Source organism: Microbacterium sp. NPDC006705 (assembly GCF_044903545.1).
Classification (GTDB): domain Bacteria; phylum Actinomycetota; class Actinomycetes; order Actinomycetales; family Microbacteriaceae; genus Microbacterium; species Microbacterium plantarum.
The window spans coordinates 2,052,074-2,074,781 of sequence record NZ_JBJDQQ010000001.1 but is presented as its reverse complement, the minus strand read 5'-3'; the positions used below and the strand labels follow the sequence as shown (position 1 = coordinate 2,074,781).

Below are 22,708 nucleotides of genomic sequence, written 5' to 3'. Positions count from 1 at the left end.
CCGTCTAACGGCGTCGCTGCGGCGGCCGATAGGGGATGCTGAGCACGGATCGCTCATCCATCGGCCAGGGATCGGCCACATCGTTCGACGGAAGACGCCTTCGTGCTCGAATCTGTGACCACCACCGCGCTCACGAGCGCCCTCTCGGGCCTCGCCGAGCGCCAGCGCGCCATCGCGGACAACATCGCGAACGTCAACACCTCCGGCTACCGGGCCAAGGTCGTCAGCTTCGAGAGCGCTCTGGCTCGCTCGGTCGAGCGCGGCGACGGCGCCGTGACGGCGACCGTCCGCGAGTCGACCGCCCCCACCCGGCTCAACGGCAACAACGTCAACCTCGACACCGAGACGCTCGCCAACATCGAGGCGGTGCTGCGGTACCAGTTCGCGGCGCAGGCCGTGGGCGGCACCTTCAGCTCGCTCCAGACCGCGATGAGGACCTCATGACCTTCGACGCCATCGGCATCGCCGGGTCGGGCCTGACGGCCCACCGCACCTGGCTCGACGCGCTCAGCGACAACATCGCCAACATCAACACCGCCGTCGCGCCCGGCGACGACGCGTTCCGCCAGCGCTACATCGCGGTCGAGTCGGCCGGCGATCCCGGCGGCGTGCGCGTCGCGGGCGCCGTCTGGGGCGGCACGGAGGGCCGGCTCGTGCACGAGCCCAACAATCCGCTCGCCGACGCCGACGGCTACGTGCGCTACCCCGACATCGATCTCGGCGAGCAGATGAGCCACCTGATCCTCGCGCAGCGCGGCTATCAGGCCAACGCGGCGGTCGTCGACCGTGCGAAGACCACCTACGAAGCCGCCCTCCAGATCGGACGCCGCTGATGCCGCCGCTGTCGGGCATCGACGCCCTGGGCGCGGCCGCATCCGCCCTCACGTCGAGCACCCGCCCGCCCCAGCAGACCGACGGCGCCGACTTCGGCGCGAGCATCACCGGCGCCGTCGACGAGCTCCGCGCGATGCAGTCGACGTCGAACGAGCTGGCCGTCGCGGCCGTCACCGGTGACCTCGACGACATCCACTCCGCGATGATCGCGTCGTCGCGCGCGTCGGTGACCCTCGAGCTCGTCGCCGCCGTACGCAACAAGGGCATCGAGGCGTTCAACGACATCATGCGGATGCAGGCCTGATGCCCGCCGCCGTCACGTCGCTCTGGACGCGCCTGCGCACGACCATCGCCGGGTTCACCCTGGCTCAGCGCACGATCGCGATCATCGGCATCGCGGTGCTCGCGATGGGCGTGTTCGCCCTGGCGAGCTGGATGTCGCGTCCGACCCTCACCCCGCTGTTCTCGGGTCTGTCGGCCTCGGACGCCAGCGCCGTGGTCGAGCAGCTGCGCTCGGGCTCGATCCCCTACGAGCTGACCGACGGCGGCTCGACCGTGCTCGTGCCCGAGACCGCGGTGTACGAGCAGCGCCTCGCCGCGGCCGCGGCCGGACTTCCCAGCGCCGAGTCGTCGGGGTACTCGCTCTTCGACAAGATGGGCGTGACCAGCTCGGAGTTCCAGCAGTCGGTCACCTACAAGCGCGCGATCGAGGGCGAGCTCGCCCGCACGATCGGCGCCCTCGAGAACGTGACGACGGCCTCGGTGCAGCTCGCGCTGCCCGAGGAGAGCGTGTTCGTCTCGCAGAAGGTCGAGCCCACGGCATCCGTCTTCATCGAGACCTCCCGCGGAGTCGCGCTGCCGCCCGAGCAGGTCGAGGCGATCGTGCACCTCACCTCGGCGGCCGTCAGCGGGATGAAGCCCGAGAACGTCGCGGTCGTGGATGCCGCAGGCCGCACCCTGTCGGCGATCGGCGGCGATGGCACGCGCAACGCCGACCAGCAGGCGGGGGCGTACGAGACCCGCATGACGGCGAGCGTGCAGCAGATGCTCGACACCGTGCTCGGCACCGGCAATGCGACCGTGTCGGTCGCCGCCGAGATGCAGCAGGCCGCGACCGAGCGCGTCGACGAGACCTACACGCCGGTCGAAGGTGCCCTGCCGGCCACCGAGGAGTCGAGCACCGAGACCTACACGGGCACCGGCGGACAGACCGGCGTGCTGGGCACCGAGCTTCCGGCTGGCGTCGGCGGTGCGGGCACCTACGAATCGACCCAGACGAACCGCTCGAACGTCGTGAACAAGACCGTCGAGAGCACCTCGACGCCGGCGGGGGCCGTCGCGCGGCAGACCGTCGCCGTCGCGGTCAACGCCGACGGCACCGATGTCGTCGACGTCGCGCAGCTCGAGGCCCTCGTGACCTCGGCCGCCGGCATCGACCGCGCCCGCGGCGACCAGGTGACCGTCGAGCTCGTCGCCTTCAGCGATCAGGGCGCCGCGGCCGCCCAGGCGGCACTCGACGCCGCGCGCGAGACGGAGGAAGCCGAGCGCGCCGCCGAGACGCTCCGCACCGCGATCATCGCCGTCGTGGTGGTGCTCGGGCTCATCGGAGCGACGATCGCGGGCGTCGTGATCGTCCGCCGCCGACGCGCCGCCGCGGCGGAAGAGCCGGTCATGACGCTCACGCCGGTCGACGAGCCGCTCGACCGTTTCGACGCGCTCACCCGGGGCCTCGCGACCCCGCTCCTCGACGAGGCGCCGACGGTCCCCCTGCCCGCGATGTCGGTCGATCCCGAGCCGGAGCCCGACCCGGAGCCCGTGCAGGTCGCCCTCGACCGCCGTCGCGCCGAGATCGGCGACTTCGCCCGCCGCGACCCCGCCCGCACCGCCGACCTGCTGCGCCGGCTCGTCCGGGACTCGACCGACGCATGAGCGAGCTCACCGGGACACAGACGGCTGCCGTCGTCATCATGAACCTCGACCGGGCGCAGGCCGTCGAAGTCCTCAAGCACCTCTCCGACGACGAGGCCGAGGCGATCGCGGCGGAGATCATCCGGCTGCGCGACCTCGACCTCGAGACCACGCGCGATGCCCTGACCGACTTCCAGCGGGTCGTGCGGGGACACCTGCCGCCCGTCCGCGGCGGGCGAGACCTCGCGACGGGACTGCTGGAGGCTTCGCTCGGCCCCGAGCGCGCCGCCGGTGTGCTGACGAAGGTGTCGTCGTCGATGACGAGCTCGTCGTTCGAGTTCCTCACCGCCGTCGAGCCGGCCCAGGTGGCGAGCATCCTCGACGGCGAGCTGCCCCAGACCGTCGCGCTCGTCATCGCGCACCTGCCGGTGGAGCGCGCCGCGGCCGTCCTGGCCGAGATCGCCGACCCCGCCCGCACCGATGTCGCGCAGGCGATCGCGACGATGGGAACCGCGACACAGGATGCCGTCGCCGTCGTCGCCACCGCGCTGCGCGCTCGCTCGGGGGCGCTGACCACTCGCGACGCCCGCGAGACCCTCGGCGGCGTGCAGCCCCTCGTCGACATCATCAACCGGTCGGATGCGACCGTCGAGAAGGCCCTGCTCGCGAGCATCGAGGCGCGCGACAGCGCCCTGGCCGAAGATATCCGCTCGCGCATGTTCACCTTCGCCGACATCGTCGTGCTCGACGATCGCGACGCCCAGCGCGTGCTGCGCGGCATCGACGTCCGTGTGCTCGCTCTGGCGCTGAAGGGCTCGTCGGGCCCGGTGGCCGACGTGATCCTCCGCAATATGACCGAGCGCAACCGCGAGGCGCTGCAGGAGGAGTCGCGTCTGCTCGGCACCGTGCGCGTCTCGCAGGTCGAGGAGGCGCGCGCGGCGATCGTCCGGACGATCCGCGAGCTCGAGGCCGCCGGCGACATCCGAGTGCAACGGGTCGAGGAGGAGTATGTCGTCTGACGCCTTCACCCGCCTCGAGATCCCCCGACTGTCGGGCCCGGCTCTCACCGAGGAACGCGATCGGGCCCGCGCCCGCGGTCACGCCGCCGGGTACGCCGAGGGGATGCGGCAGGCCGCGGCCCACGCCGAACGCGAGGCAGCGGAACGTGCCGAACGGGAGCAGGCGGCGGACGCAGCCGCCCGGGCGCGCGTGGCTGCCGCCCTCGCGGCGCTCGAGCGCGCGTCCGCCCGGTTCGACGCGCGCGCGACCGAACTGACGGCGCCCGTCGTCGCCGAGCTTCACGCGATGGCGATCGAGCTGGCGCAGGCTATCGTCGAGCGCGAGCTGTCCGACCCCGTGCGCGCGGCGCTCACGACCGCGGCTCGCGTGGGGAACGCCGTTTCGGATCTCGAGGCTGCGGAGGCGCCCGTGGTCCGGCTCTCCCCCGCGGACGCGGCGATCCTCACCGGCGCCGCGAATGCCGCCGAGAGCGAGACCGCCACGCTGCCGCGATCGGTCGAGGTCGAGGTCGACCCGGGACTCGCGCCCGGCGACGCGACGATCCGTCTCGCCGATGGCGCGATCGACCTGCGGATCGCCGCCGCGTTCGCGCGGGCCCGCCGGGCTCTCGAGGAGAGCGCGTGAGCGGGGGCTGGCCGGCGGTCATCGAGGCGGCGCGTCCGCTGCGGACCGGCACGGTCTCGCGCATCGTCGGGCTCGGTGTCGACATCCGCGGCGTGCACGGGGCCGTCGGCGACCTGGTCGAACTCGGCGGGACGGCCGATCGCGGGGCCGCCGGCATCCCCGCGGAAGTCGTCGCCGCGGACCGCGGCATCCTGCGCTGCATGCCGCTCGGCGTCACCGACGGACTGCGCGTCGGCGACACGGCCCGCGCTCTTTCCGGCCGCGCCCGCGTGCCGGTCGGCGCCGCCGTGCTCGGGCGCGTGCTCGACGGGCTCGGCCGACCCATCGACGGTCGCGGCCCTCTCGTCGCGCCTCGCGTCGACCTCGACCATGCGCCTCCCTCGGCGATGGGACGCGAGCGCATCACCGAGCCGCTCGTCACGGGCGTGCGCGCGATCGACACCCTCACGCCGCTCGGCCGCGGCCAGCGCGTGGGGCTGTTCGCCGGATCTGGCGTCGGCAAGTCCTCCCTGCTGTCGATGATCGCGCGGGGGTCGTCGGCCTCGGCCAACGTCATCGCGCTCGTCGGCGAGCGCGGCCGCGAGGTGCGCGAGTTCCTCGAGGACGATCTCGGGCCGGAGGGGCTCGCACGCTCGGTCGTCGTCGTCTCGACTTCCGATCAGCCCGCCATGGCGCGCCTGCGGGCGGCCTCGACCGCGACGCGCATCGCCGAGTCGTTCCGCGACGACGGTCAGCACGTCGTGCTCATGATGGACTCGCTGACCCGCGTTGCCATGGCGCAGCGCGAGATCGGACTGGCCGCCGGCGAACCGCCCGCGACCCGCGGCTACCCGCCCTCGACCTTCCCCGTGCTCGCGCGGCTGCTCGAGCGCGCCGGCACCGACCGGCACGGCTCGATCACGGGGATCTACACGGTGCTCGTCGAGGGAGACGACCACAACGAGCCCGTCGCCGACACCGTGCGCTCGATCCTCGACGGACACCTCGTGCTCGACCGGACGCTCGCCGTCACCGGGCACCACCCCGCGATCGACGTACTCGGATCGGTGTCCCGGCTCGCGGGCAAGGTCGCGACCGGTGATCAGCGACGCCTCGCGACGACGCTGCGCTCGGTGCTCGCGGCACGCCAGGAGGCGCAGGACCTCATCGGCGTCGGCGCCTACCAGGCGGGAGCGAACCCGCGGGTCGACGCCGCGGTCGCCTCGGCACGGGCGATCGACGCCTTCCTCCGGCAAGACCTCGACGACCGCTCCCCCGCAGCCGAGTCGTGGCGCCGCCTCGGGGAACTCGTCGCATCGTTCGGGCACGTCTCATGAAGCGGGGCTTCCCCCTGGCCGGGCTGCTGCGCATCCGCGGCATCCAGCAGCGTGCCGCGGCAGCGCACCTCTCGCGCGCCGCGATGGAGGAGCAGCGCACCGAGGCGCGCGATCGGCAGCTGCGCGCGGCCCTGACGACGTCGGCCGAGACGCCCGGCGACATCCGCACGCTCGCGGCCCTCGCCGCCAGCCGTGTGGCCGCGCGCAGCCTGCTGACCGACCTCGACACGCTCCGGCGAGCGCAGCGCGCGGAAGTCGACGCGGCTCGCGCGGGCCTCGACGACGCCCGCCGGGCCGAGCGAGGCATCGAGCGGCTGGCCGATGCCTTCCACGAACGGGAACGCGCGAGACGGGATGCCGCCGAGCAGGCCGTTCTCGACGAGATCGCGCTGCGCTCGGCGAGCGGGACGTCGGGCGCACCGGACGCGCCGGACCGGACAGAGGGGGCGTCATGAGTCTGTGGGGTCTCGCACTCGGAACGACGAGCGCTGCGGTGCGTCCGCGGGGCGGCGGAGCCTCGAACGACGGGGGCGACGGCGCGACGGCATCGGATGCCTTCGCGCTCGTGCTCGCCGGGCAGGCCGCGGTCGCGGTGCCCGTGGGCGGAGTGGACGCGGCCGGGGCCGGCGTCGGAGCGGGCGGCGGGGCATTCGGCGAGGTGTTCGGCGTCGACTCGTCCGACGCGGCGGAGGCGGCAGCTCTCGACGACGACGCGGACGCGGCAACGGGCGATGCGGCAGCGCTGCTCGCGGTCATGGGTGCGGGCACAGGCGCCGGGCCCACGGGCGGAATGTCGGGCACCGGGGTCTCGGATGATGCGGGTCCGGCTGCGGGGATGACGAGCAGAGAACTCGGTACCGAGACGCTGACGTCGACCGCGACTGTGCCGGTCGCCGCCGATCGCGCGACACCGCTGGCCGGAGGAGCGCTGGCAGGAGGAGCGCTGGTAGGAACGAGGGGCGCGCCGGCGGCAGGGGCGACGGCAGAGGCGCCGACAGCGCCGGAGACGGCAGCGACGGCGGAGACGGCAACCGCGACGGCGACGGCGACGGCGACCGAAGCAGCCCCGATGGCGGCACCCGAGAGAACAACAGCGCGAGAGACGACGTCCGCCGGGGCGACACCCGCAGCGATGAGCGCGTCACCGCCGGACGCAGCGAGCACGATCCCCGCCGTGGCCGCGCCGACCGCGCGGACCGCACCGGAGCCCGTGCCGGGATCCGCGGACGTGTCCGCAGCGACATCCGTGACGCCGACGCCCGGTTCGCAGCCCGCGCCCGCTCAGCCCGGCCCGGCTCAGTCCGCGCCTGCGCCCACGCCCACGCAAGGCGCTCATGCGCAATCCGCGCCGGCCCTCGCGCCTCAGCTGCGCGGCCCCGTCCTCTCGCTCGTCGCCGCCGAGCCCGGCCGCCACACCATGGTGCTGCGGGTCTCGCCCGAGAGCCTCGGACCGATCACCGTCACGGCGCACATCTCCGGGTCCTCCATCACCGTCGAGCTGAGCTCGGGCACGGCGGCGGCGCACGACGCGATCCGGGCGGTCCTCGGCGACCTGCGCCGCGAGCTCGCCGTGCTCGCCCCCTTCTCCTCCGTGAGCCTGACCCCGGGCGACGATCCGTCACGGGCGTCGTCGTCGCTCCCGGCCCTGGCACAGCATGCGGCGGCGGGCGGAGCAGGCGGGTCGGGCGGCCACCCATCGGACGGCGGCGCATCCGGCCGGACGCCGCAGCAGACCGCCGACGATCCGGGCCGCGGCGGGCGCCCCGGTCACGGGCCCGCGTGGCCTGCCGCTCCCGCGGACCGCACGGACGACCCAGCCCATCCCGCGCCTCTCGAGGCCGGTCGCATCGACCTCTACGCCTGAATCGGAGAACCACCATGAGCAGCATTCCGCCCGTCGGCGTCGTGGGTGCCACGCCCACGGCAGCCGCCCCGCCGCCCGCGCCGAAGCAGACCCTCGATTCCGAGGTCTTCCTGCAGCTGCTCGTCGCGCAGATGAAGAACCAGGACCCGAGCTCGCCGCTCGACACCAACGAGATGATGGCGCAGACGACGCAGCTCGCCATGATGGAGCAGCTCGTCGCGCTCACCACCACCTCGTCGGAGCACTTCGCCCTCACGATGCGCCAGACCGCCGCCGCGCTCGTCGGCCAGCAGGCCTCGTACGTCGACGCCGACGGCACGACCCGCAGCGGTCGCGTGACCCAGGTGTCGTTCGAGAAGGGCGTGCCGCTCGTGACGATCGGCGGCACCGCGGTCCCCCTCGACGTCGTCTCGGGCATCGCGGTGTCGGATGCCGCGACGGCGCCGCCCGCGGCATCCGCATCCTGAGCCACGGCCACTCCGGCTACCCCACGACCACGTCAGCCCCTCACCGAAGGACACCCCATGCTTCGTTCGCTCTACGCCGGAATCTCCGGTCTCCGCTCACACCAGACCATGCTCGACGTCACGGGCAACAACATCGCCAACGTCAACACCGTCGGGTTCAAGGCGGGCTCGGTGCAGTTCCAGGACACGCTCTCGCAGATCGTCCAGAACTCCCGCGCCGCTCAGGCGGACGCTGGCGGCACGAACGCCGCGCAGGTGGGTCTGGGCACCCAGGTCGCGGCGGTTCGCACGAACTTCACGCAGGGATCGCAGCAGGCCACCGGCGTGCCCACCGACCTCATGATTGCGGGCGACGGCTTCTTCGTCGTCCGCAACGGCGCCGAGACGCTCTACACGCGCAACGGCTCGTTCGGCTTCGACTCCGCGGGTCGCCTGACCACCAAGGACGGCGCGCTCGTGCAGGGCTGGACCGGGGTCGACGGTGTCGTGCCGACGGGCGGGCCGGTCGGCAACATCGCGCTCCCGGTGGGCGCGACCTCGCCCGGGCGCGCGACGACGTCCGCCGCGGTGACCGGCAACCTGCCCTCGGGCGCCGCGGTCGGCGAGAAGCTCGTCCGCGACGTCACCGTCTACGACGCGCAGGGCGAGTCCCGCCAGCTCGCACTCACCTTCACCCGCACCGCGGGCGGCTGGGACGTCACCGACGGCGCCACGACGACGCAGCTCGCCTTCGCCGACGGACGCCTGACGACGACGCCCGCGACGATCGCCTCGGGCGGTGTCGCGGTCGACCTTTCGGCCATCACCGGCTACGCCGACCTCAGCACCGTCAAGCTCGGCGGTCAGGACGGCCGCGCGCCCGGAAGCCTCGTGTCGTACACGCTGTCGGCCGACGGCAGCCTCGTCGGCGCCTTCAGCAACGGAGCGACATCGGTGCTCGCGCAGATCGCCCTCGCATCGTTCGACAACCCCGAGGGGCTCGAGAAGGCCGGGTCGTCGCAGTACCGCGCCGGCGCCAACTCGGGCGCGGCCGCCGTCGGCACCGCGGGCACCGACGACCGCGGCGGGCTCGTCAGCGGGGCTCTGGAGATGTCGAACGTCGACCTCTCGCAGGAGTTCACGAACCTGATCGTCGCTCAGCGGGGCTTCCAGGCGAACGCCCGCATCATCACCACGAGCGACGAGGTGCTGCAAGAGCTGACCAACCTCAAGCGCTGATCGCGGGCGCGGCCCGCAACTCCTCAGAATCCCCGCTGGTTCGGCCTCGCGGCCCGCGCGCGGCGCCGGTCACGACGGTTTCTGAGGAGTTGTGCGCGGCCGGTCAGGGCCACAGCGGGAGCGCTCGCGCTGTGGCCTTGCGGAGCGCAGCGGCGTCGAGCGCCGTCACCGTCTCGGGGATGCCGCGGGCCGGCCATTCGACGCCGACCTCGAACCTCGGCACCGGGGGTGTCGGCCAGACCCAGAACTCGCGCGCCCAGCTGTCGGCATAACCCTGCGGGCGGCCGAGCCCCTCGATCACCGGCCCCTCGACCTGCGCGTCGGTCACGTCTCCCCGTGCCCACGGCGAATCGTCCTGCGTCGTGATCGTCCGCCCATCGGCGAAGCGGACGCCCCAGCGCAGGCCCGTCGGATCGAACCGGTCATCGAGCTGCCCCCGGCCGTGCGCACGATCGAGGTATCCCCAGATCCGTTGCCGCGCGACCCGGCCGGTCTCGGCCACGCGCACCGCCAACCGCAGCACGACGCCCTCGCGGTACACGCGCGCGAGCTCCAGCGACACGACCGTGTCGGACGAGCGACCCACCTCGCGGTCGAGCGCCACGATCGCCGGAGCGACATGCCAGGGCGGCCCCATCCACGCCGGCATGTCGAGCGGCGGATGGTCGTCGCCGGGGATCTCCCGCGGCTCGACGGGTCGGAAGAACGACGGCTCCGATGACGACGCTGACACGAGCGCAACGCTAACCGACCGCCGCCCGCTGCCGACAGTCTCCTCGGAGCCGCCGTACCCGCGACGACCCGTTCCCCCGCGCGCTGACCGACGAGAAGGGCGACATGATCGTTCTCACACGATTGAACCGTCACCGGTTCGCCGTGAACCCCGACCTCGTCGAACGCATCCAGGCGAGCCCTGACACGACGCTCACCCTGGTCGACGGGGCGACGTTCGTCGTCGCCGAGACGATGGATGCCGTCATCCAGAGCATCGTCGAGTTCCGCGCCCGCGTGCTGGCGACGGCGCTCGGCCATGCCGCGGCATCCGGGTCCGCATCCCAGTCGGCCTCCACGGCCGCCGCCGCCGCGCCGGAGGGTGAGCGCTGATGGATCCGTCACTCCTCATCGGCATCCTGCTGGCCTTCGGCGGCCTGTGGGCGATGATCCAGCTGGAGGGGGCCAGCCTCAACGCCCTGCTCCTGCCCGCGCCGATGGTGCTGGTCTTCGGCGCGACGATCGCGATCGGCATCGCCGGCGGCACGCTGCGGGATGCCGCGGGCGCCGTGCGCGCGCTGCCGCGGGCCTTCGTCGGTATCAAGGGATCGACCGAGGCGCTCATCGACACCGTCGTGGGATACGCCGAGAAGGCGCGCGCCCAGGGGCTGCTCGCGCTCGAGAGCGCCGTGGCAGACGAGAAGGACCCGCTGCTGCGCCATGCCCTGCAGAGCATCGCCGACGGAACGGATGCCGAAGACCTGCGCGTCGTCCTCGAAGACCGCGTCGCCACCGTCGCCGCGGAGCGCCGCACGGCCTCGCGCTTCTACTCGGCCCTCGGCGGGTACGCCCCGACGGTCGGCATCGTCGGCACGGTCGTCTCGCTCACCCACGTGCTCGAGTACCTCGACAAGCCCGACCAGCTCGGGCCCCTCATCGCCGCCGCCTTCGTCGCGACCCTGTGGGGCCTCCTGTCGGCGAACTTCATCTGGCTGCCGATCGGCACGCGGCTGCAGCGCCTCGCCGAGATCGAGGTCGACCGCATGACGCTCGTGACCGAGGGGATGCTCGCCGTCCAGGCGGGCAACCCGCCGATGCTCGTCGCCGAGCGTCTGCGGGCGCTCGCCCCCGAGACCAAGCCCGGGCGCGGCCGCGCGAAGGCGGCGGCCGACGAGCCCGCGGACGCCGGAGTATGAGCGCGCCTCGTCGCCGCCGGGTCATGGAGTCCTCGCACGAGGGCCCCGACGAGCGCTGGATGGCGTCGTACCTCGACATGATCACCGTGATGATGTGCATGTTCATCGTCATGTTCGCGATGTCCAACGTCGACCAGGAGAAGTTCGAGCAGCTGCGCGCTTCGCTCGCGACCGGGTTCGGTTCGGAGATCTCCGAGACCCGCGACGTCTCGGAGGGCGTCGTCGTGCCGCCCGAGCTGGTCGAGGAGGAGGGCGAGGGATTCGTCGAGACCCCGACCGCCCCGACCCCGGCCGAGCAAGAGTACAGCTCGCTCGACGACCTGCGCTCACGCCTCGAGGGCGCTCTCGCCGAGCAGGGCCTCGGTGACGCCGCGACCTTCACGATCGACGACCGGGGCCTCACCATCGGTCTCGTGAGCGCCGAGACGTTCTTCGACACCAACAGCACCGACCTGAGCGACCGTGCCCGGGCCGTGCTCGACGCCGCCGGGACCGTCCTCGCCGCCGACGCGCACCTCATCTCGGTCGAGGGCCACGCCGACGCCCGCCCCGCCATCGCCCCGTTCGTCGACAACTGGGAGCTCTCGACCGCGCGGGCCAACGGTGTGCTCGGCTACCTCGTCGAGGCACGCGGGGTCGCGAGGGAGCGCATCAGCTCCGTCGGGTTCGGGTCGTCGCGACCGCTCGCCGAGGGCTCGAGCGCCGAGGCCCTCGCGCAGAACCGTCGCGTCGACATCGTCGTGCTCTCGGACGCCGACGCCCAGGTGCGCGGCGAGCTCCCCGCTCTCGCCGCCGCCGACGGCTGACTCCGGGCTCGGCCTTCACCTGGCAGTTCCCGCCCCATCCCGTGCGCTGAGTGGGCACAACCTGCCCATCCAGCCTGGGCCCGCGCCCACCCGGGGTCTCACCTGGCGGAACTCGCCCCATCCCCAGCCCTGAGTGGGCACAAACTGCCAACCCAACCTGAGCTCACGTCACCGCCAGGACCCACCTGGCAGTTCCCGCCCCATCCCGTGCCCCGAGTGGGCACAAACCGCCAACCCCACCTGAGCCCACACCCACCCGCGAGGCCCGGGCCTAACCGCGGGCGACACGCGACCGATAGTCCGTGGCGTGCAGACCGTGCCGACCGCCCCGAGCGTGCGAACCGAGGATGCCGCGACCGCGGCCCCGGAACGCTACGACTTTGGGCGACCCGCGGCACTGTCCCGTGAGCACACGCGCGCTCTGGCGGGGGCCTTCGACGCGTTCGCGCGCCAGTGGGCGATGCTCCTCGCCGCGAAGGCCCGCGTGCGCGCGCACATCGCCCTCGAACGGGTGAGCCTCGAGACCTACGACGAGTACGTCGCGACGATCCCGCCGACCACGACGCTCGTGCTGTGCTCGGATGCGACCTCGGACGACCGTGCGGTCATCGAGTTCCCGCTGCCGTCGGCCCTGTCGTGGATCGTGAAGATGCTCGGCGGCGACGGCTCGCAGCGCCCCGAGGCCCGCGCCCTCACGGCGATCGAGCAGGCGCTCATCCGGTCGCTGATGGACGAGACCCTCGGCCACCTGCGCACAGCCCTCGGCTCCCTCCTGCCTCGCGAGCTGAGCGTCGGCGCGGTGCAGTACAACGCGGCCTTCGCTCAGGTCGTCGGCGGTCAGGACCTCGTGGTCGTGGCCCGCTTCTCGATGCGTCTGGCCGACCGCACCGAGACCGCGACGATCGCCCTCCCCGCCGCGACACTGCTCGAGCGCCTGTCCGACAGTGCCTCGGCGCCGCGGGCGACGAACGACCCGGGCCTCGTCCGCCGGCACGTCGAGCAGACGCCCGTCGAGGTGACGCTGCGGCTCGCGCCGCGTGCCGTCCGCCCCGCCGAGGTGCTCGACCTCGCCGTCGGCGATGTCATCTCGCTCGCGCACGCCGCCGACCGCCCCCTCGATCTCACCGTCGACGAGCAGGTCGTCGCTTCCGCCGCCGTGGGATCTCATGGCGCGCGGCTCGCGTGCGTCGTGACGGCATCCGATCTCTCCCCCGCACTGTCCGAGGAGTCGCCATGACCAGCACCACCACCCACGAGGCCGCAGCCGCAGCCGCGTTCGCCGACCGGCTGCCCACCGCCTCGCGCATCACCGCCCGCCCCGGGACGAGCGCGGGCGAGACCGGCGACGCGGTCATCGTCTCGTCGGTCGGCGACACGAGCGCCGCGCTCGCGGTCGTGGTCCTCGATGAGTCGGCGCTCCTCGGCGCGGACGCCGCCCTGCCGCTGCCCGAACGACTCCGCGACGCGCTCGACGCCGCGGCGACCGCCTTCGGCCCGAGCGTGCTCGGCGAGGCGACGATCGGAGACGCCTCGGCGCTCTTCGCGCACCCCGCCGCGCAGGTGTTCGACCTCGTCGACGAGGATGCCCGCGTGATCGGACGCCTCGCCGTGCGGGTGTCGCACCCCGCGGCGGCCTCGCCGCGCCGCCTGCAGCGCATCGCCGGCGTCGAGATGGAGCTGACCGTCGAGGTCGGTCGCACCCGCATGACCGTCCGCGACGTGCTCGATCTCGAGCCCGGGCGCATCATCGAGCTCGACCGTTCGGCCGGCGCCCCCGCCGACGTCAAGCTCAACGGGCGGCTGATCGCCCATGGCGAGATCGTCGTCGTCGACCAGGACTATGCGGTGCGCATCACGCGCATCATCGAGAACGCGGAGGCCTGAGATCGACGATCTGCTGCTCGCGCTGCGCGTCGTCGTCTCCCTCGGCGTCGTGCTCGCGATCGTGTGGGTGCTGCAGCGTCGCTTCTCTCGCGGCAGCGCTAACGGAGCACGCGCGAACCGGCCGCGAGGCCTCAAGTCGACACGTACGGATGCCGTCGCCGACATCACCGTCGTCGCCAAGCGCGGCATCGGGCCGAAGGCCCAGGTCGCCGTGGTCGAGATCGATGGGGCCCGTTACGTGCTCGGCATCACCGAGGGCGGGGTGTCGATGCTCGACCGCATCGACCCGACGCCGGGCACCACGACGGGGCCCCACGCGACAGCGGATGCCGCGCACGGCGACGACACGGCGCGCCCGGTCCTGCGGGATGTCGCGGACGACGCGCCCCTCGCACCGCCCGTGCCCCTGCTCCGTGCGCAGGCCCGCGCCGAACGCACTGCCCGCACCACCCGCCCGGCGACCATGACCGCGCGTGATGCCGCACAGGTGCTGCGCCGGGCCCTGGGCGCGTGATCTCCGGCGGCGCGCTCGGCGCGCTCGTGCTCGTCGCCGCCTCGACGCCCCCGCCGAACGGCGGCATCTCCGTTGACATCAACGGCATCGACGGCACACCCTCGTCGTCGGTCCTGACCCTCATCGGCATCACGCTGCTGTCGGTGGCCCCGGCACTGCTGCTCATGATGTCGTCGTTCACGAAGATCTTCGTGGTGCTGGCGATGACCCGGAACGCCCTCTCGCTGCCCACGATCCCGCCCAACCAGGTGCTCGCCGGCCTCGCCCTGTTCCTCACCCTCTTCGTGATGTGGCCGGTGCTGACCGAGATCAACACGGTCGCCGTCCAGCCCTACGTCGACGGCTCGATCACGTTCACCGATGCCGTGGGCGTCGGCGCCGACCCACTGCGCACCTGGATGCTGTCGTTCACGCGCGAGGAGGATCTCGCGCTCATGACCCGGTTCGCGGGCGCCGAGAACCCCGAGGACCCGGCGAGCGTCCCGATGATCACCCTCATCCCGGCGTTCATGATCTCGGAGCTGCGCGCGGCCTTCATCATCGGCTTCGTCATCTTCGTGCCGTTCCTCGTCATCGACCTCGTCGTCGCCGCAGCGCTGATGTCGATGGGCATGATGATGCTCCCGCCGGTGATGATCTCGCTTCCCTTCAAGATCCTGCTGTTCGTGCTCGTCGACGGGTGGGGACTCATCCTCCGCACCCTGATGGAGAGCTACGGAGCGGGCGGATGATCGGGGGTACGCGTGAACCCTGAGGCCGTCCTCGACATCGGCATGGAGGGCGTCGTGCTCGCCGCGAAGCTCGCCGCTCCGCTGCTCATCACGGCACTCGTGGTCGGCTTCGCCATCTCGCTCCTGCAGTCGATCACGCAGATCCAGGAGGTCACGCTCTCGTTCGTGCCGAAGGCCGTCGCCGTCGCGATCGCACTCGTCGTGTGCGGGCACTGGATGATCGCCGAGGCGATCGCCTTCACCCACACCATGTTCGACCGCATCCCGCACCTGCTCTCGGGCGGTTGAGATGCAGCTGCTGCTCGACTTCGCCTGGATCGAGGCCACCGGACTCGCCGCGGTCCGCACGACCGCCTTCGTCTTCACCGCCCCACCCTTCTCGTACGGCGCCTTCCCCGCGCGCATCAAGGCGATGGTCGCGATCGGCGTCGCCCTCGCTCTCAGCGGCACGGTGGCGCCGGGCTACCAGAGCCTTGGCACCGGCCCGTTCTTCCTCGCCCTGACCGCTCAGGTCGTCACGGGGGCGCTGCTCGGATTCCTCGTGATGACGTGCTTCGCCGTCGTGCAGTCGGCCGGCGGGCTGATCGACGTCTTCGGCGGCTTTCAGCTCGCGCAGGCCTTCGATCCGCAGATGAACGTCAACGGCGCCCAGTTCACGCGCCTGTTCCAGATGATCGCCCTCGCCCTGCTCTTCGCGAGCAACGGCTACCAGCTCATCCTCGCGGGGCTCGCCCGGAGCTTCACGGCGATCCCCGTCGATGGGGTCCTCGACCTCGCCCGCCCGGCCGAGTTGCTGGTCGACACCGCGTCGCAGCTGCTCGTCGCCGCGCTGCAGATCGCCGGTCCCCTGCTGCTCGTCCTCTTCCTCGCCGACATCGCGCTCGGGCTCGTCAGCCGCGTCGCCCCCGCCCTCAACGCGTTCGCGCTCGGCTTCCCCCTGAAGATCATCCTGACCTTCCTCCTCGCGGGAAGCGTCATCCTCGCCCTGCCCGCCGTCGTCGGGGCGCTCACCGACCAGGCGACCGGGCTGCTGATCGGCGGAACCCGATGAACGGCGGCGCGTCATGAGCAGCGACAGCGGGGAACGCACCGAGCAGGCCAGCCGCCGGCAGCTGCGCGAGGCACACCGCAAGGGCAAGCTGTCGCGCAGCCAGGACCTGTCCGCCTGGCTCGCGATCGGCACGGTCGCGCTGGTCCTCCCCGCCATGATCGGAGCGGGTGCGGATGCCGGGGCCGCGCAGTTCGTCGAGATCGCCGCCGTCATCCGCCACCCCGACCCCGAGCACGCCGTCGCCGTCCTGTCGTCGGCGCTCGGCAGCATCCCGGCCATCCTGGGCACGGCGCTGCTCGCCGTCGCGATCGTCGCGATCGTCGGGTCGGTCGCCCAGGGCGGCATCCATCTGCGCGGGGTGCCGGCGCGCTTCGAGCAGTTCAACGTGCTGAACGGCGTCAAACGGCTGTTCGGCGTGCAGGCACTGTGGGAGGGCGCGAAAGCGCTGCTCAAGACCGCCGCGATCGGCCTCGCCCTGTGGTTCGTCGTCGCCGGGCTCATGCCCGTGCTGACGATGAGCGGCGCCCACCCGATCACCCGGCTGCTCGAGATCGCCTCGAACGTCGTGACCGCGCTGCTCATCACCGCGGTCGCCGTCGGCGTGCTGCTGGCCGCGATCGACGTCCTCGTCGTCATGCGGCGCAACCGCAAGCACACCCGCGTCACCAAGAAGGAAGCGCGCGACGAGCACAAGAACTCCGAGGGCGACCCGCTCATCCGCAGCCAGCGCCGCGCCCGGCAGATGGCGATGAGCCGCAACCGCATGATCGCCGCCGTCGGAGATGCGGATGTCGTGCTCGTGAACCCCACGCACATCGCCGTCGCCCTGCGCTACGAGCCGGGCAAGTCGGCGCCGCGCGTCGTCGCGAAGGGGCAGGGCCTCATCGCCGAGCGCATCCGCGAGCGGGCGCACGAGGCCGGCGTCCCGCTCGTCCGCGACATCCCGCTCGCACGCGCCCTGCACGGCGCGTGCGAGCTCGGCCAGGAGATCCCCGGCGATCTCTACACCGCCGTCGCCCGCGTGCTCGTCTTCGTCGACGGGCTCAAGCGCCGCGGCGCGGCGCGCGGCGTCCACACCGTTCCCGAGAGGAAGGCACCCCGATGAACATCCTGAGAAGGTCGCTCGTGCCGATCGGGGTCGTCGGCATCATCATGCTGCTGATCGTGCCGGTGCCGCCGCCGATCCTCGACGTCCTGATCATCACCAACATCCTGTTCGCCCTGCTCATCCTGCTGACGGCGATGTTCGTGAAGCGGCCGCTCGATTTCGCGGTCTTCCCCTCGCTGCTGCTGGTGGCGACGCTGTTCCGGCTCGGCCTGAACGTCGCCTCGACGAAGCTCGTGCTGGGCGAGGCGCACGCGGGGCAGGTCATCGACGCGTTCGCCGCGATCGCCGTGGGCGGATCGCTCGTCATCGGCATCGTGGTGTTCCTGATCCTCATCGTCATCCAGTTCGTCGTCGTGACGAAGGGCGCCGAGCGCGTCGCCGAGGTGGGCGCCCGGTTCACCCTCGACGCCATGCCCGGCAAGCAGATGGCGATCGACGCCGACCTCAACGCCGGCCTCATCAGCGACGCCGAAGCGCGGCGCCGGCGCGCCGAGATCGCGGCGGAGGCCGACTTCTACGGCGCGATGGACGGCGCCTCGAAGTTCGTCAAGGGCGACGCGATCGCCGGACTCGTCATCATCATCATCAACCTCGTCGGCGGCGTCGCGATCGGCATGCTCTCGAAGGGCATGGAGGCGGGCGAGGCCCTCAACACCTACGCCCTCCTGACGATCGGCGACGGCCTCGTCACGCAGATCCCCGCGCTGCTGATGGCGGTCGCGACGGGCATGATCGTCACCCGGTCGGGGGCGGAGTCCGACATGGGCTCGGCCGCCGCGGCGCAGCTGACGCAGTCGCGCAACGCCCTGTCGATCGCGGGTGGCGCGGCGATCGTGATGTCGTTCATCCCCGGGATGCCGATGCTGCCCTTCCTCGTCATCGGCGCGACCCTGCTGCTCATCGCGCAGCGGGTCGGCCGGCGCGAGCAGACGCAGGCGGCCGAGGACGCCCCCGCTGTCGACCCGCGCGGCGCCGTCGACACCCCCGAGGAGCTGGCCGAGCGGATGCGGGTCCACGCGCTCGAGATCCTGCTCGCTCCAGACATCGTCGACCTCGTCACCGGCGGTCCCGACGACCTGCTCGGACGCGTGCGGTCGCTGCGGCGCAAGACCGCGCTCGAGCTCGGACTCATCGTTCCGCCCGTGCGCACGCGCGACAGCATCGAGCTGCCGCCCTCGACCTACGTCATCCGGGTCGCGGGGATCGAGGCGGGTCGCGGCGTCGCGCCCCGCGCCTCGCTCCTCGCGCTCGGCTCGGGCCTCGAGACCCTGCCCGGGCGGGCGTCGCCCGACCCCGTGTTCGGCATCGACGGGAAGTGGGTTCCCCTCGAGATGCGGCACAGCGCCGAGCTCGCCGGAGCGACCGTCGTCGACCGCGCGAGCGTCATCATCACCCACCTGTCCGCGGTCATCCAGGCCCACGCCGCCCGGCTGCTCAGCCGAGAGGACGTGCGTCAGCTCACCGAGACGCTGCGCCAGTCCAGCCCGGCAGCGGTCGAGGAGCTCACGCCGGCGCTGCTCTCGCTGGCGGAGGTGCAGCGCGTGCTGCAGGGCCTGCTCGCCGAGCGCATCCCGATCAACGACCTCACACGGATCTACGAGGCGCTCGCGCTGCGCGCCAAGACGACGACCGACCCCGACGCCCTGATCGAGGCGGCACGTCTCGCGCTCGGTCCCGCCGTGGCGACGCGCTTCGCCGAACAGGGGCGGCTACGCATCGTCATGATCGACCCGCTGCTCGAGCAGTCGATGCTCGAGGCGATGCGACCGAGCGAGGACGGTCCGCACATCGCCCTGGACCCGCACCGGCTCGAGGCGGTCGTGGCCTCGGCTCGCGCCGCCCTCGAAGCGGCCGGCCCGGGCCCCGAGCCCGTGCTCGTGTGTGCGCCGTCGCTGCGTTCCGCCGTGCGGCGCCTCATCTCGTCGCAGACCGACGGGCTGCCGGTGCTGTCGTACACCGAGGCGACGGCCGGGGGCCTGGCGATCGACACGGTGGGCGTCGTCCGAGACACGATCGGCGACGCGCATGCCATCACGCCCGCGTGAGACTCGCGTCGAGCGCGCGGGGCGGGCACGGCTTCCGGAAAGTAGGGTGATCGAGTGCTGGTGTTGACGAGACGAGTCGGTGAGAAGGTGCTCATCGGCGACGACATCGAGCTCACGGTGCTCGAGGTCAAGGGCGACAGCATCCGGCTCGGCATCGAAGCGCCGCGGTCGACCCGCATCCAGCGCGCCGAGATCGTGGCGGCCGTCGAGACCGAGAACGTCTCGGCCGCCCGCACGTCCGCAGACGACCAGGCGGCGCTCCTGAACGCACTCGTCCGCCGCCAGGGCGGGGCCCCGACGGCGGACTGAGAGGGATGACGGCGGCGGGTCAGCCCGCGAGGGCGCCCGAGATCTCGTCGATGTTCTGCTGCATCCAGCCGACGTAGTCGACGCCGTCGGGCATGAGCTCGGTGAACTCGAGCACGGGGATGTTCAGCTCTCCGGCGACCTTCGTGATCTCCGTGGTCTCAGCGCCGCCCGTCTGCGCGTTGACGATCACGATGCGCACCTCGCCCGAACGCAGGATCTGCTGCGCCTCGAGGAGGGTCGCGGGAGGCACGTCCTGCCCCTCTTCGACGGCTTCGCTGAACGCCTCCGGAGTCGCGTTCTCCAGACCCGCCGCAGCGGCGAGATACAGCGGCACCGGCTCGGTCACGAAGATCTTCTCGCCCTGGTGCGCCGCCGAGATGGTGTCGAGGGATGTCTCGAGGCCGTCGATCCGCTCGATGAGCGCCTTCGCGTTCGCCTCGAACGTGTCGGCCTGGGCCGCGTCGAGCTCACCGAGCTCGTGCGCGATGTCTTCGACGAGGTGAGCGATCGTGTGCGGGTCGTACCAGACGTGCTCGTTGAAGCCCTCGATGTGGTCGTGACCCTCATGGTCGTGCTCGTGGTCGTGCTCGGCCTCGGCGCTCTCGTCCGCGGCGTGCTCATCCGCGGCGTGCTCGTCGGCGTGGTCGTCGTGGCCCTCGGCGCCGGGGAAGTCGTGCGAGAACTCGACCGCCGTGAGCACCGGAGCCGTGCTGCCGCTCGACTCGACGAGCCCGTCGAGGAACGAGTCGTAGCCCCCGCCGTTCTCGATGATGAGGTCGGCCTGCGACACCGTCAGCTGGTCGCGCGCCGACGCCTCGTACGAGTGCGGGTCCTGCGCGAGTGAGGTCACGATCGAGGTCACCTCGACGGCGTCGCCGCCCACCTCGGCGGCCAGTGAGCCGTACACGTTGGTCGAGGCGACGACGCTGATCTTGCCGTCGTCCGAACCGCTCGCGGCCGGCGACGAGGTGCCGGCGCAGCCGGCGAGAGCGAAGGATGCCGCTGCCACGAGCGCGGCGGCAGGGAGGAGTCGACGGGTCATGCCGTCGATTGTACGTTACTGATAATCGTTCTCTCGACCGCCGGAGCGGGAGATCAACGGATTCCCACGTAGAAGCGCGATTCGTCACTGCGGTGAAGGGCCAGGTAACGCTCGAACGGCTGCCCCTCGGCATCCCACGCGATCGACTCGATCGACAGCACCGGCTGCCCCGGGGCGAGCTCGAGGAGCTCGGCGTCCGCCGGCCCGGGGACGACCGCGCTGAGCCAGCGATCGGCGCCGCTGGGCTGAACCCCGAAGTTGCGCCGGAGGTGCTCGTAGAGCGACCGGTTCTCGAGGTTGGCGCGCGCGAGCGTGGGGAACCGGTCGTGGGGCAGCACCGTGTCGACGAGCAGCCAGGGCGTCTCGTCGACCCGCCGCAGGCGACGCAGCCGCACCACGGGCGCCCCGACCGGGATGCGGAGAGCCTCGGCGTCCGCGGCATCCGCGGTTTCGACGGCGAAGTCGAGCACGCGCGTCGTGACCACCCGGCCGGTTCCGGCCAGGTCGTCCGACGAGCCGGCCATCGAGCCCACGAACCTGAGATCCGGGCGCTGCGGCGAGACGAACGACCCGCGGGCACGCACCTTGTAGATCAGACCGGCGCGCACCATGTCGGCCAGTGCCTCGCGGACGACGGTGCGCGAGACCCCGAACCGATCGATCAGCTCCGACTCGGAGGGGAGCGCCTGGTCCGGCCGGAGGCGCCCCGACTCGATCTCCCCGCGCAGCGCGAGCGACAGCTGCTGCCACAGCGGGAGATCGGACGAGCGGTCGAGCGTCGTCGCTGCGGTCATGGGAGCCTCCTCGATCGGGCCGTCACGGCGAGCGTATCGGCGCCGTGTTGACACCCGGCGGCCCGCTCCCTATCTTAGTCATCACCAACTTGTCATGACAGGTTGGTTGTTACGAGTTTGGCAGCCCGCACGCCCTCGTGACATCGGCACCTCGCAACGATGCGACACCAGGAGGCACAACGATGACGTTCTCGACCACCCGCCGCATGCTCGCCGCAGCGGCCGCGACAGCGATCTCCGCTCTCGTGCTCGCCGGCTGCGCCGGCAGCCCGACCGACAACACCGCTGCCGGGGGTGAACCCCAGGGCCTGAAGGTCGCCCTGTCGAACGGGTTCGTCAACGGTTGGCGCCTGACCCTGATCGACAAATTCGAGACGGAGGCCGCGAAGCTCAAGGAAAACGGTGTCGTCTCGGACTACAGCGTCGTCAACGCTCCGGGGGAGAACAGCGCGACCGAGCAGGCATCTCAGATCCGCAGCCTCATGCTGCAGAACCCCGATGTGCTGATGGTCATCCCGGCGTCCTCGAGCGCGCTCGTCCCCGTCGTCGAGGAGGCCTGCGCCGCCGGCATCACGGTCGTGATCGTCGACGCCGACATGGACACCAGCTGCGGCATCGTCGTGCGCAACGACTACGGGCAGTGGGGCGCCGACTCGCTTCAGCCCGCACTCGACGCGATCGACGGGAAGGGCGACATCATTCTCAACCGCGGAGTCATCGGTTCGCAGCCCGACGAGGCGTTCTACGCCCGCCAGCAGGAGATCCTCGCCGACTACCCCGATGTGAAGGTCGCTGCCGAGGTGAACGGATTCTGCGACGCGGCGACGGCGCAGAAGGAGATCGTCGCGATCCTCGGCTCCATGCCGACGATCGCCGCGGTCCCCGGATGCATCGGCGGTATGGGCGTCGTGCAGGCGTTCCAGTCGGCCGGGCGCGACATCCCGGTCGTCGTCTTCGACACCGACGGCAAGTCGCTGTCGTTCTGGAAGGAGAGCGGCATCGACAACGGCTCGTTCGCCGCGCTGACCGACCCCGGACAGATCGTCGCCGCCCTCTACGCCGCCATCGCGAAGCTGCGCGGCGACGAGGTTCCGGACGAGGTGGTCCTGCCGCTCGTGCAGGTCACGCAGGAGAACCTCGACTACTGGGTCGACGCCCTCGGCACCGATGAATACGCCGCGAACGCCTGGGACGAGGAGACCACCGACGCCGCGATCGCGGCTCTGCTCGCCGGCGACGACGTCGCCGTGCCCGCGCTGCCCTGAC

At 72.0% G+C, this 22,708-nt stretch carries 27 protein-coding genes; 24 read left to right on the top strand and 3 right to left on the bottom strand.

Annotated elements, in window-relative coordinates; all coding sequences use genetic code 11:
• The first annotated feature begins 102 nt into the window (after positions 1 to 102).
• The 11 genes from ACI2K6_RS09935 to ACI2K6_RS09885 are packed head-to-tail and all read left to right on the top strand — an operon-like array spanning position 103 to position 9,251.
• Positions 103 to 444: a flagellar basal body protein gene (locus ACI2K6_RS09935; RefSeq protein ID WP_023953676.1), complete on the top strand. Its 342-nt coding sequence runs from the start codon at positions 103 to 105 to the stop codon at positions 442 to 444.
• Complete coding sequence (locus ACI2K6_RS09930) at positions 441 to 833, top strand: flagellar basal body rod protein FlgC (RefSeq protein ID WP_023953675.1); 393 nt, start codon at positions 441 to 443, stop codon at positions 831 to 833. The genes ACI2K6_RS09935 and ACI2K6_RS09930 overlap by 4 nt, the downstream gene beginning before the upstream one ends.
• Positions 833 to 1,138 carry a flagellar hook-basal body complex protein FliE gene (gene fliE, locus ACI2K6_RS09925; protein WP_269268323.1) on the top strand — a complete coding sequence of 102 codons (306 nt, stop codon included), beginning with the start codon at positions 833 to 835 and terminating at the stop codon, positions 1,136 to 1,138. Before ACI2K6_RS09930 ends, fliE begins: the two co-directional genes overlap by 1 nt.
• Positions 1,138 to 2,763, top strand: a complete 1,626-nt coding sequence (gene fliF / locus ACI2K6_RS09920; protein WP_282501680.1) for a flagellar basal-body MS-ring/collar protein FliF — start codon at positions 1,138 to 1,140, stop codon at positions 2,761 to 2,763. The genes fliE and fliF overlap by 1 nt, the downstream gene beginning before the upstream one ends.
• Positions 2,760 to 3,761 carry a flagellar motor switch protein FliG gene (gene fliG / locus ACI2K6_RS09915; protein ID WP_274179490.1) on the top strand — a complete coding sequence of 334 codons (1,002 nt, stop codon included), beginning with the start codon at positions 2,760 to 2,762 and terminating at the stop codon, positions 3,759 to 3,761. The genes fliF and fliG overlap by 4 nt, the downstream gene beginning before the upstream one ends.
• Entirely contained in the window at positions 3,751 to 4,386 is a 636-nt protein-coding gene (locus ACI2K6_RS09910) for a FliH/SctL family protein (RefSeq protein ID WP_404568500.1), read from the top strand. Before fliG ends, ACI2K6_RS09910 begins: the two co-directional genes overlap by 11 nt.
• On the top strand, positions 4,383 to 5,702 hold the full coding sequence (locus ACI2K6_RS09905; protein WP_404568499.1) for a FliI/YscN family ATPase: 1,320 nt from the start codon (positions 4,383 to 4,385) through the stop codon (positions 5,700 to 5,702). The genes ACI2K6_RS09910 and ACI2K6_RS09905 overlap by 4 nt, the downstream gene beginning before the upstream one ends.
• Complete coding sequence (locus ACI2K6_RS09900) at positions 5,699 to 6,157, top strand: hypothetical protein (RefSeq protein ID WP_269268327.1); 459 nt, start codon at positions 5,699 to 5,701, stop codon at positions 6,155 to 6,157. The genes ACI2K6_RS09905 and ACI2K6_RS09900 overlap by 4 nt, the downstream gene beginning before the upstream one ends.
• Positions 6,154 to 7,566 carry a flagellar hook-length control protein FliK gene (locus tag ACI2K6_RS09895; RefSeq protein WP_404568498.1) on the top strand — a complete coding sequence of 471 codons (1,413 nt, stop codon included), beginning with the start codon at positions 6,154 to 6,156 and terminating at the stop codon, positions 7,564 to 7,566. The genes ACI2K6_RS09900 and ACI2K6_RS09895 overlap by 4 nt, the downstream gene beginning before the upstream one ends.
• 14 nt (positions 7,567 to 7,580) lie before the next feature.
• On the top strand, positions 7,581 to 8,033 hold the full coding sequence (locus ACI2K6_RS09890; protein ID WP_323986839.1) for a flagellar hook capping FlgD N-terminal domain-containing protein: 453 nt from the start codon (positions 7,581 to 7,583) through the stop codon (positions 8,031 to 8,033).
• A gap of 57 nt (positions 8,034 to 8,090) precedes the next feature.
• Entirely contained in the window at positions 8,091 to 9,251 is a 1,161-nt protein-coding gene (locus ACI2K6_RS09885) for a flagellar hook protein FlgE (RefSeq protein ID WP_354451849.1), read from the top strand.
• A gap of 103 nt (positions 9,252 to 9,354) precedes the next feature.
• Here the strand turns inward: ACI2K6_RS09885 and ACI2K6_RS09880 are convergent, their stop codons facing one another.
• A complete protein-coding gene (locus tag ACI2K6_RS09880; protein ID WP_274179496.1) occupies positions 9,355 to 9,984 on the bottom strand; it encodes a hypothetical protein in 630 nt (209 codons plus the stop codon).
• A gap of 104 nt (positions 9,985 to 10,088) precedes the next feature.
• Here ACI2K6_RS09880 and ACI2K6_RS09875 point away from each other — a divergent pair, with 104 nt between their 5' ends.
• The 12 genes from ACI2K6_RS09875 to csrA all read left to right on the top strand — a co-directional run bounded on the left by ACI2K6_RS09875 (position 10,089) and on the right by csrA (position 19,606).
• Entirely contained in the window at positions 10,089 to 10,355 is a 267-nt protein-coding gene (locus ACI2K6_RS09875; RefSeq protein WP_269268331.1) for a flagellar FlbD family protein, read from the top strand.
• Entirely contained in the window at positions 10,355 to 11,158 is an 804-nt protein-coding gene (locus tag ACI2K6_RS09870; protein WP_274179497.1) for a motility protein A, read from the top strand. The genes ACI2K6_RS09875 and ACI2K6_RS09870 overlap by 1 nt, the downstream gene beginning before the upstream one ends.
• Positions 11,155 to 11,964: a flagellar motor protein MotB gene (locus ACI2K6_RS09865; protein WP_404568497.1), complete on the top strand. Its 810-nt coding sequence runs from the start codon at positions 11,155 to 11,157 to the stop codon at positions 11,962 to 11,964. Before ACI2K6_RS09870 ends, ACI2K6_RS09865 begins: the two co-directional genes overlap by 4 nt.
• A gap of 307 nt (positions 11,965 to 12,271) precedes the next feature.
• Positions 12,272 to 13,201 (top strand): flagellar motor switch protein FliM, encoded by a 930-nt coding sequence (locus tag ACI2K6_RS09860; protein ID WP_112615233.1) that lies wholly within the window; start codon positions 12,272 to 12,274, stop codon positions 13,199 to 13,201.
• Complete coding sequence (gene fliN, locus ACI2K6_RS09855; protein WP_269268333.1) at positions 13,198 to 13,848, top strand: flagellar motor switch protein FliN; 651 nt, start codon at positions 13,198 to 13,200, stop codon at positions 13,846 to 13,848. The genes ACI2K6_RS09860 and fliN overlap by 4 nt, the downstream gene beginning before the upstream one ends.
• Positions 13,805 to 14,362, top strand: coding sequence for a flagellar biosynthetic protein FliO (locus tag ACI2K6_RS09850; RefSeq protein WP_274179499.1), 558 nt, complete (start codon positions 13,805 to 13,807; stop codon positions 14,360 to 14,362). The genes fliN and ACI2K6_RS09850 overlap by 44 nt, the downstream gene beginning before the upstream one ends.
• Positions 14,359 to 15,093: a flagellar type III secretion system pore protein FliP gene (fliP, locus tag ACI2K6_RS09845; RefSeq protein WP_114588711.1), complete on the top strand. Its 735-nt coding sequence runs from the start codon at positions 14,359 to 14,361 to the stop codon at positions 15,091 to 15,093. The genes ACI2K6_RS09850 and fliP overlap by 4 nt, the downstream gene beginning before the upstream one ends.
• 12 nt (positions 15,094 to 15,105) lie before the next feature.
• Positions 15,106 to 15,381 carry a flagellar biosynthesis protein FliQ gene (gene fliQ / locus ACI2K6_RS09840; RefSeq protein ID WP_023953659.1) on the top strand — a complete coding sequence of 92 codons (276 nt, stop codon included), beginning with the start codon at positions 15,106 to 15,108 and terminating at the stop codon, positions 15,379 to 15,381.
• 1 nt (position 15,382) lies between these two features.
• Complete coding sequence (locus ACI2K6_RS09835; RefSeq protein ID WP_112615241.1) at positions 15,383 to 16,144, top strand: flagellar biosynthetic protein FliR; 762 nt, start codon at positions 15,383 to 15,385, stop codon at positions 16,142 to 16,144.
• A gap of 13 nt (positions 16,145 to 16,157) precedes the next feature.
• Entirely contained in the window at positions 16,158 to 17,249 is a 1,092-nt protein-coding gene (locus ACI2K6_RS09830) for a flagellar biosynthesis protein FlhB (RefSeq protein WP_269268335.1), read from the top strand.
• Positions 17,246 to 19,297, top strand: a complete 2,052-nt coding sequence (locus tag ACI2K6_RS09825; RefSeq protein WP_282501688.1) for a flagellar biosynthesis protein FlhA — start codon at positions 17,246 to 17,248, stop codon at positions 19,295 to 19,297. The genes ACI2K6_RS09830 and ACI2K6_RS09825 overlap by 4 nt, the downstream gene beginning before the upstream one ends.
• Before the next feature lie 60 nt (positions 19,298 to 19,357).
• Entirely contained in the window at positions 19,358 to 19,606 is a 249-nt protein-coding gene (gene csrA, locus ACI2K6_RS09820; RefSeq protein ID WP_323986845.1) for a carbon storage regulator CsrA, read from the top strand.
• A 19-nt stretch (positions 19,607 to 19,625) separates the two neighbouring features.
• Here csrA and ACI2K6_RS09815 read toward each other — a convergent pair whose 3' ends face one another.
• Positions 19,626 to 20,648 (bottom strand): metal ABC transporter solute-binding protein, Zn/Mn family, encoded by a 1,023-nt coding sequence (locus tag ACI2K6_RS09815; protein ID WP_404568496.1) that lies wholly within the window; start codon positions 20,646 to 20,648, stop codon positions 19,626 to 19,628.
• A gap of 53 nt (positions 20,649 to 20,701) precedes the next feature.
• Complete coding sequence (locus ACI2K6_RS09810; RefSeq protein WP_404568495.1) at positions 20,702 to 21,442, bottom strand: GntR family transcriptional regulator; 741 nt, start codon at positions 21,440 to 21,442, stop codon at positions 20,702 to 20,704.
• Between the two features lie 182 nt (positions 21,443 to 21,624).
• Between ACI2K6_RS09810 and ACI2K6_RS09805 the strand changes: the two genes are divergently transcribed.
• Positions 21,625 to 22,707, top strand: a complete 1,083-nt coding sequence (locus ACI2K6_RS09805; RefSeq protein ID WP_282501691.1) for a substrate-binding domain-containing protein — start codon at positions 21,625 to 21,627, stop codon at positions 22,705 to 22,707.
• Position 22,708 lies beyond the last annotated feature (1 nt).